The 343-nt window shown below is 32.9% G+C and carries 1 protein-coding gene; it reads left to right on the top strand.

Annotated elements, in window-relative coordinates; all coding sequences use genetic code 11:
* Nucleotides 1-245, top strand: a 245-nt coding sequence (locus tag CCAL9328_RS10820) for a hypothetical protein (protein ID WP_211436860.1), incomplete at its 5' end; no start/stop codon positions are given.
* Nucleotides 246-343 lie beyond the last annotated feature (98 nt).

Here is a 343-nt window from a genome sequence, read left to right as displayed (position 1 = left end):
TAATCCACGCTAATGCTAAATTATCAGCTAATAGATTAGCCCTAGCTATAAAAGCTGGTGCTACGATGGCTTATAGGATTAAATATGAGCTAGAATTGCCAAGCTTAGCAGAGCTAAAAGATGAGTATCAAAGTAGCAATGAGCTAGCTAAAGATAGGTTAGATAAACTGGATTTAATGCTAAATGAAGCGGATATTATGATTAGAAATAGTCAGTTTTATAACTATTTAGGAGTGATGATATGAAGTTACAATCAATTAGTTTTAGTGGCAATAACAGGGTTAATATTAATAGCCAAGCAGTTATTAATATATCAGCGTTTAATCCACTAGATACGCCAAGT

The sequence above is a fragment of the Campylobacter sp. RM9328 genome, assembly GCF_012978615.1.
This window is presented reverse-complemented; position numbering and strand designations above follow the sequence as displayed.